Source organism: Rhabdonatronobacter sediminivivens (assembly GCF_013415485.1).
In the GTDB taxonomy this organism is placed as follows: Bacteria; Pseudomonadota; Alphaproteobacteria; order Rhodobacterales; family Rhodobacteraceae; genus Rhabdonatronobacter; species Rhabdonatronobacter sediminivivens.
In genome coordinates this window covers 124,977-132,945 of record NZ_JACBXS010000008.1, presented here as the reverse complement: position 1 = coordinate 132,945, position 7,969 = coordinate 124,977, and the positions used below count along the sequence as shown (strand labels likewise).

Here is a 7,969-nt window from a genome sequence, read left to right as displayed (position 1 = left end):
AAGGAGTCTGGCAACGGCGCCAAGGAGGGGATCAATGAGGCCATGAAAAGCTTCACAAACATCAAGACGTTCTCCGTGCCGTGGTGAGGGGGCCGTAGTGAGGGGGGCCGTGGTAAGCTGACCCAGCGCATGCGTGGTCCCGTTGCACCTGCCGCGGGAATTTGCGACTGTGCCGGACTGGACCCGCATGGAGCCGCGCGCGCGGTGTGGTGCGGGTTCTGATCCCCAAGGGAGCGACAGCGCACATATGGATATCCTTGCCTTTCTGAGCCAGCTTGCGGGCGCAACCCTGTTGCTGCTCTTTGCCGTGCGCATGGTCCGCACCGGGATCGAGCGCGCATTTGGCCCGCGCTTCCAGCGACTGGTCACTTCGGCGGATCATCCGTTGCGTGCGGCGTCGCTGGGGACGGGGCTGGCGCTGGTGCTGCAAAGCTCGGCCGCGGTGGCGGTCCTGGTGGCGGGGTTCGCCAGCAGCGGCGCGGTGCGCTTCGGCGTGGGGATCATGATGGTGCTGGGGGCGGATCTGGGCTCGGCGCTGCTGATCCAGATCCTGACCCTGCCGCTGGACGCGCTGGTGCCGGTGCTGCTGGCCGTGGGCGGGCTGCTGTTCCTGAAATCCGAACGCCGCGACCTGAAGCAGGCGGGGCGGATCATTCTGGGCGTGGCGCTCATCCTCATTGCCCTGCGCTTCCTGCGCGAGGCGGTGGACCCCATCCGCGACAGCGACCTGCTGCCCGCGCTTTCGGACTGGCTGGCGCGGGATTTTGTCACCGCCTTTCTGGCCGGGGCGGCGCTGGCCTTTGTGATGCATTCCTCGGTGGCAACGATCCTGATGATCGTCACCGTGGTGGCGATCGGCGCGCTGCCCGCGCAGGTGGGGCTGTCGCTGGTGCTGGGGGCGAATCTGGGTTCGGCGCTGATCCCGCTATGGCTGTCGCGCGGGATGGACGCCAAGGGGCGGCGGGTGCTCTGGGCCAATCTGTTGCTGCGCGGGGGCATGGCCATGGCGCTGCTGGTGCCCGCACAGCTTTGGGCCGTGGCGCTGTTTGATCTGGGCCTTGGCGCCGGGCAGACGCTGGTGCTGGTGCATATCGGCTTCAACCTGGCGGTGCTGATGATCGGTGCGCCCTTGCGCGGCGGGGTGGAGCGTCTGGTGCGCCTGGTCTGGCCGGACCCGCCCGCAGCCCATGCGGCGGATGTGCCCAGCCACCACCGTTCCATGCTGGATGAAACGGTGCTGGACCGCCCGCGTCTGGCGCTGGTGTCTCTTCGGCGTGAGGTGCTGCGGATCGCCCAGCTGGCCGAGGAGATGATCACGCCGGTCCTGTCGCTCTACGCCCGCCCGGACAAGGCCACGGTGCAGGCGATCCGCGCGCGTGAGCAGTTGGTCAACAGCGCCTTTGATGGCGCCCGGGCCTATGGCGCGCGGCTGGCGCAGGCCAAGCTGTCCAAGGCGGAAACCCGCGAGTTGCGGGAATTGCTGGACTATTCCATCGCGCTGGAGGCCGCGGCGGATATCGTGGTCAAGAACATGCTGGCGCTCGCCAAGGAGAAATCCGACAAGCAGCTGCGGTTCTCGGAGCCCGGCCAGCACGAGCTGGAAGAGATGCATGCCCGGGTTCTGGCCAATCTCAACCTGGCGTCGCGGGTGCTGATTTCAGGCGATGTCGAAAGCGCGCGGCTGCTCTTGCAGGAAAAGGATGAGATGCGCGCCCTGCATCGGGGCACGCGCAAGCAGCATCTGAAGCGGATCACCGCCGGGGAAAGGACCAGCCTGCATTCCAGCGATATCCATCTGGAAACGGCGCATGCCTTCAAGGAGTTCAACGCCAATGTTGCGACGGTGGCGCTGCCGATCCTGTTCCGCGAGGGGCATCTGCGCGACACGCGCCTGACCGAGGAATTCGAGGATGCGCCCCCCGATCGCCCCGAGGTGACGTGATCACCGCGTCACGCCATCGTGCTGGCGGGCAGGTCCCTGGGCACCACGAAATCCACCACGCGACCGCTGGCCGGGCGAAGTTCGGCCCATTCTGCCGCGTCAAACTCCACCACCAGGGTTGCGCAGGTGGGGTAGCGCAGGAAGCCCGGATGCGCCGGTGCCCGGGCGACCAGTGATGCCGCCAGTGCGCCGATGCCCGGGTTATGGGCAATGACCATGACGTTGCTTTCTCCCGTAGCGGCCAGGCAGCGCAGGATCGCCTGCGGTGAGGCCGCATAGAGCGCGCTGAGGGAATGCATCGGGACCGGCTGCGGCAGGGCGGGGGACAGAAGCTCCCATGTTTCGCGCGTACGGCGCGCATCCGAGACCAGCGCCAGCGCGGGGACATGGCCGTTCCCGGCCAGCCATTTGCCGATCTGCGGCGCGGCGCGGCGGCCGCGGTCATTCAGGCTGCGTTGATGGTCCGTGGCGAGCGGGTCTTTCCAGTCGGACTTGGCATGGCGGGTCAGGATCAGGCGCAGGGTCACGGGTGAAACAGGCTCATGTGATAGGAAGATTGCGCACTGATCCTGCCATAGCTTTGGGACAGGGGGCAAGCACGACGCACCGCGCATCCCGCATTCATGCAGTCCATGCCCGTTCTTGTATCCAGAAAGCCATGGCAGGCGGCGGTGTCATAGCCATCAGCGCGCCCCAGCGCCCCCACCGGGCAGGCGTTCAGGCAGGGCTTTTCGGCGCAGCTCTTGCAGGGGGATGGCTTCGGAGGGGCGGGCGGGAGCGCGTCACGCAGGGCGATGGCGCCGCGATAGGACACCATCAGCCCTGCCACATCATGCACCAGCATCCCCACCGGCGAGGACCACGCCCGCCCGGACCGCTGCGCCCAGGGCAGGAAGGGCGCATGGGGCGGCCCGCCAAAAGGAAAGCGCGCCTTGCCCCCTAGCGCGCAGGCCAGCCGTCCGATCACCCGGCGCGACCAGCGGTCCAGCGGGTCGGCGTGTCCATCCGAAAATTCCGGTTCGGCCGTGACATGGGGCCAGAAGCCCGGTTCCGCAGGTCCCAGCAGGACCAGGGTTGCAAAGCCTTCGGGCAGGCCGTCGCCGGGTTCAACGGCGCAATGGCCCATCACCATCAGCCGATGCGCCGCGGCGCGTTCGGCAATTGCGTCAAGCGCCGGCATCATGCGCGGGCGTGCGCGGCGCCGTGGCGCGGATCAGACTGCCCGCACCATGTTCGGTGAACAGTTCCAGCAGGCAGGCATTGGGCGCGCGCCCGTCCAGAATCACCACGGCCCGAACCCCGCCGTCGATGGCGGCCAGGGCGGTTTCGGTCTTTGGAATCATCCCACCGGCGATGATGCCCTGCGCGGTCAGCTCCTGCACCTCGTCCGGTGAAAGCTGGGTGATGACTTCGCCCGAGGAATCCTTCACCCCGGCCACATCGGTCAGCAGCAGCAGCCGGTCGGCCTTCAGCGCGGCGGCAATAGCGCCTGCGGCCGTGTCGCCGTTTATGTTGTAGCTTTGCCCATCCGCCCCGGCCCCCAGGGGCGCAATCACCGGTATGATCCCTCCGGCAAACAGATGCTGCAGCACGGTGGGGTCGACATCATCGGGGCGGCCGACAAAGCCCAGTTCCGGGTCATCGGGCGTGCAGGTGATCAACCGCGCATCCTTGCCCGACAGCCCCACCGCGCGCCCGCCTTCATCATTGATCGCCTGCACGATCCGCTTGTTGACCAACCCGGACAGCACCATTTCTACCACTTCCATGGTGGCGGCATCGGTCACGCGCTTGCCGCGCACGAAGCTAGAGGTGATCCCCAGCCGTGTCAGCAGGTCGTTGATCATCGGCCCGCCGCCGTGGACGATCACGGGGTTCACCCCCACCTGCCGCATCAGCACCACATCGCGCGCGAAGCTGGCCATTTCAGCGGCATCGCCCATGGCATGGCCGCCAAACTTGATGACAACAATCGCGCCGGTGTAGCGCTGCAGATAGGGCAGGGCTTCGGACAGGGTGCGGGCGGTTGCGAACCAGTCTTTGTTCATGGCGGTCTGAGTCTTCATTCTGGTTGGGTCCGATCTGGCATGCGCAAGCCTCGTAGCGCGATTTCTGCGCAGGGGGAAGCCTCAGCCCAGCCCGGCGATGATTGCGCGCAGGCTGTCCAGCCCATCGCGTTTTTCGGATGAGGTGACCAGCAGTTCCGGGAAAGCCGCCGGGTGGCGGGCCAGCGCGCCGCGCACCTGTGCCAGCGTCTTGTCCTGTGCGGCGGCGCCCAGCTTGTCGGACTTGGTCAGGACCACCTGAAAGGTCACGGCGGATTTGTCCAGAAGCGTCATGATCTCATGGTCCACGTCCTTGATGCCGTGGCGCATGTCCACCAGCACGAAGGCGCGGCGCAGGTTCGCCCGCCCGGCCAGATAGGCCCGCAGCAGGCGCTGCCATTTTTCCACCACCGGCACCGGCGCCTTGGCAAAGCCATAGCCGGGCAGGTCCACTAGGTAGTGGCTTTCGCCCAGGGTGAAGAAATTGATCTCTTGCGTCCGGCCCGGCGTGTTCGAGGTCCGCGCCAGCGCGCGGCGACCCGTCAGCGCATTGATCAGGCTGGATTTTCCGACATTCGAACGCCCGGCGAAACACACCTCTGGGCGGTCCGCGGGGGGAAGGCCGTCCATCGCCACGACCCCCTTCAGGAAATCCACCGGGCCGGTAAACAGCTTGCGCCCGCGCTCGGCGGCCAGCGGGTCCGGATCCGGGGTCAGGGGGAAGGGCAGGGTCATTGTGCGGTCCTCAGTGCTTCCAGATCACGGCCCCGGATGGCGTTCAGATTGCGGCTGATCCGGTCAACCGGCCAGTCCCACCATGCGATGTCAATCAGTGCGGCGATGGTCCGGTCATCGAAGCGGCGCCGGACCTCGCGCGCGGGGTTTCCCGCGACTACGGCAAAGGGCGCCACATCGCGCGTGACCACCGCCTTGGCAGCGACGATGGCGCCGGGGCCGATGGTGACGCCGGGCATGATCCAGGCCTCGGCACCGATCCAGACATCGGCGCCGATGACCGTATCGCCCCGGTTTCCGGCGGCCCAGGTTTCCGGGTCGAACCCTTCTTCCCAGCCGTTGCCGAAGATGTTGAACGGATAGGTCGAAAACCCCTCCATGGCGTGGTTGGCGCCATTCATGACAATTCGGCAACCGGTTGCAAAGGCACAGAACGGCCCGATCTCCAGACGGTCACCGACGAAATCGAAATGGTGCAGCACGTTGCGTTCGAAGAACGCAGTCGCCTGGTCCGGGTCATCGTAATAGCTGTAGGGGCCAACGCGAACATTGGCGCGCCCGGCGGCCAGGGGGCGCAGGGCGACGACACGCGGAAACCCCGGCATAGGGTGCAGAGTGTCGGGGCCTGGGCCGGTGTTCATGGCAGCACCGTCACCGTATCGCCTGCGCTGATGCTTCCGGGCCGGGTTACGACCGCATAAACCCCGAAATCCGTGTGGTCATAGGCCGCCTCCAGCGCGCCCAGCGTATCGGCATCAATCTTGCCGGTGGCAGGGTTGGCCATGGTGGCGCGGCAGCGGGTGATCCGTTCGGCCACCTTCAGCCGGGCCTCGCCGATGGCCAGCGTGCGGCCGATCAGGTCGAATTCCTCCCACGGGGCAAGCCCGTCCAGCCACAGGTTTCCCCGCCAGCGGCCCAGGTCCAGATCCATCCCCATACGCTTTGACAGGATACGATTGGCGGTCAGCGACAGAACCGAGACCGATTCAAAGAAGGTGTCGGTCATCCCGCGCCCGGTGGCGATGATTCGGGCTGGCTGGGCGCGCCCCTCGGGCACCAGGGGGCGCACCCAGTCCAGAAAGCGGGCCGCATCTTCGGGGTCATCGGGGCGGAACCGCAGTGTCGGGCGGTCGGGGTGCGTCAGCGTCAGCGTGGCCGTGCCTTCATCCAATGCCGCGTCGATGGCCTGCAACGCCGGCGCCTTGGCGCCGCGCAGGAAGTTGGCGCATTCGCTCCAGTCTCCAAGCAGCCGTGCGGCCTCATGCGCCACGGCCCAATGGCGGTCCCAGGGCAGGCAGCGCCCTTCCAAGAGGGCCACCTGGCCCAGTTCCTCACGCCCGTGCGACTTGATCGGATGGCGGAAAATATGGGCCAGGCGCAGGCTCACTTGCCCTTTCCGCCCTTGGCCTCGGCCGGTTTGTCAGGTTTTGATCGCTTGAAGGCGCCCAGGATATTCCCCACCAGATCAGGCTTGTGCCCGTTCATCCGCATGATCGTGTATTGCTGGCTGAAGGTGATCACGTTGTTGGCAATCCAGTACAGCACCAGCCCCGAGGCAAACCACCCCAGCATGAACATGAAGATCCACGGCATCCAGTTGAACACTGCCTGCTGGATCGGATCCGTCGGCGCCGGGTTCAGGCGCATCTGGAACCACATGGACACACCCAGGAAGATCGGCAGGATCCCGATGAAGATAAGCGACAGGAAGCTTTCGGGGTGCGGCGCCGCCCAGGGCAGCAGCCCGAAGAAGTTGAAGATCGAGGTAGGATCCGGCGCCGAAAGGTCATTGAACACCCCGAACCACGGCGCATGCCGCAGTTCGATGGTGACGAAGATCACCTTGTAGAGCGAGAAGAAGATCGGGATCTGCATCAGGATCGGCAGACAGCCCGCCGCCGGGTTCACCTTCTTCTCCTTGTAGAGCTTCATCATCTCCTGCTGAAGCTTCTGGCGGTCATCGCCCGCGCGCTCCTTGATGGCCATCATCTCGGGCTGCAGTTCCTTCATCTTGGCCATGGAGACATAGGATTTCCAGGCCAGCGGCAGCAGCACCGCCTTGATCAGCAGCGTGAGCATGATGATCGACCAGCCCATGTTGCCGATGATGCCGTTGATGAAATAGAGCGTGGCGAAGATCGGCTTGGTCAGGAAGAAGAACCAGCCCCAGTCGATGGCATCGATGAAGCGGTCGATCCCGCCTTCGCGCTCATAGGTGCGGATGGTGGTCCATTCCTTGGCCCCGGCGAACAGCATCGTGGTGATCTCGTCCCGCTCGCCCGGGCCGACGACGACGACGGGCAGATCGGCGCGGGTCTGGTAGAGTTCGCGCGAGGGCACATAGCGCGATACGGCGGTAAAGGGCTGCCCGGGCTGCGGGATCAGCGCGGCCATCCAGTATTTGTCGGTGAAGCCCAGCCAGCCGTTTTCGGCAACCTCGATCACGCTGGCCTGGGTGCCTTCGCGGTCGGAGACGCGGTAGTTGCGCGCGTTGCGATAGCTGTCTTCGCTCAAAGTGCCGTCGGTGACCTTCAGGATGCCTTCATGCAGGATGAAGAAGTTTTCGGCGTCCGAGGGTTCCCCGTGCCGCGCAATCAGCCCGTAAGGCGCCAGACGCGCGGTTGCGTCGCCGGTATTTTCAACCGATTGCGTGACCGAGAACATGTAGTTCTCATCAATCGCGAACCGGCGCATGAAGGTCAGGCCCTGGCCGTTGTCCCAACGCAGGGTGACGGGGCGGCCGGGCGACAGGGTGTCGCCCTCGACCAGATCCCAGGGCGTGGTGGCGCCGGGCACAGCGTCCCAGTCCAGATCCCGCCCGGGGCGCCAGCCGTAAAGCGCGTAAAAGGCCTCGTCGCGGGTTTCGGGGCGCAGGAATTCCACGATATCGGCGCCGGGATCGGTGGTTTCGCGGTAGTCCCGCAGCGACAGGTCATCCAGACGACCGCCCAGCAGGTTGATCGACCCTTCCAGACGCGGGGTGTCGATCGGCACGCGGGGCAGCTCGGTCACCTCAGCGTCGGTCGGCGCGTCAAGGGCTGTGCCCGGGGCAACATCGTCCCCGGCCAGCGGCATCTCGGCGGTGGCCGCATCTTCGGTCTGGGGTTGTGGCTCTGGCGGCGGGAACATCCACATCCAGACGATGAGCACCATGAGGCTCAACACGAAAGCCAGCAGGAGGTTTCTGTTCTGTTCGTCCATGAGGCCGCGCCACCCGTATATTTGCAGGTCTGTCTTGTGCGGGTCC

Annotated in this window: 8 protein-coding genes; 1 reads left to right on the top strand and 7 read right to left on the bottom strand. The window is 65.8% G+C overall.

The window, feature by feature from the left end:
• Positions 1-247 precede the first annotated feature (247 nt).
• Entirely contained in the window at positions 248-1,942 is a 1,695-nt protein-coding gene (locus tag HUK65_RS05955; RefSeq protein WP_179905223.1) for a Na/Pi cotransporter family protein, read from the top strand.
• A gap of 8 nt (positions 1,943-1,950) precedes the next feature.
• On the opposite strand, the gene HUK65_RS05950 is transcribed toward HUK65_RS05955, so the two are convergent.
• The 7 genes from HUK65_RS05950 to yidC all read right to left on the bottom strand — a co-directional run bounded on the left by HUK65_RS05950 (position 1,951) and on the right by yidC (position 7,923).
• Entirely contained in the window at positions 1,951-2,469 is a 519-nt protein-coding gene (locus HUK65_RS05950; protein ID WP_179905222.1) for a SixA phosphatase family protein, read from the bottom strand.
• Positions 2,466-3,122, bottom strand: coding sequence for a 4Fe-4S dicluster domain-containing protein (locus HUK65_RS05945; RefSeq protein WP_407692415.1), 657 nt, complete (start codon positions 3,120-3,122; stop codon positions 2,466-2,468). The genes HUK65_RS05950 and HUK65_RS05945 overlap by 4 nt, the downstream gene beginning before the upstream one ends.
• Positions 3,109-3,990: an acetylglutamate kinase gene (gene argB, locus HUK65_RS05940; protein WP_235441792.1), complete on the bottom strand. Its 882-nt coding sequence runs from the start codon at positions 3,988-3,990 to the stop codon at positions 3,109-3,111. Before argB ends, HUK65_RS05945 begins: the two co-directional genes overlap by 14 nt.
• An 81-nt stretch (positions 3,991-4,071) precedes the next feature.
• Complete coding sequence (gene yihA, locus HUK65_RS05935; protein WP_179905219.1) at positions 4,072-4,722, bottom strand: ribosome biogenesis GTP-binding protein YihA/YsxC; 651 nt, start codon at positions 4,720-4,722, stop codon at positions 4,072-4,074.
• On the bottom strand, positions 4,719-5,363 hold the full coding sequence (locus tag HUK65_RS19085) for a CatB-related O-acetyltransferase (RefSeq protein ID WP_179905218.1): 645 nt from the start codon (positions 5,361-5,363) through the stop codon (positions 4,719-4,721). The genes yihA and HUK65_RS19085 overlap by 4 nt, the downstream gene beginning before the upstream one ends.
• Positions 5,360-6,109: an MOSC domain-containing protein gene (locus HUK65_RS05925; protein ID WP_179905217.1), complete on the bottom strand. Its 750-nt coding sequence runs from the start codon at positions 6,107-6,109 to the stop codon at positions 5,360-5,362. Before HUK65_RS05925 ends, HUK65_RS19085 begins: the two co-directional genes overlap by 4 nt.
• Positions 6,106-7,923, bottom strand: a complete 1,818-nt coding sequence (gene yidC, locus HUK65_RS05920) for a membrane protein insertase YidC (RefSeq protein WP_179905216.1) — start codon at positions 7,921-7,923, stop codon at positions 6,106-6,108. Before yidC ends, HUK65_RS05925 begins: the two co-directional genes overlap by 4 nt.
• Between the last annotated feature and the right edge of the window lie 46 nt (positions 7,924-7,969).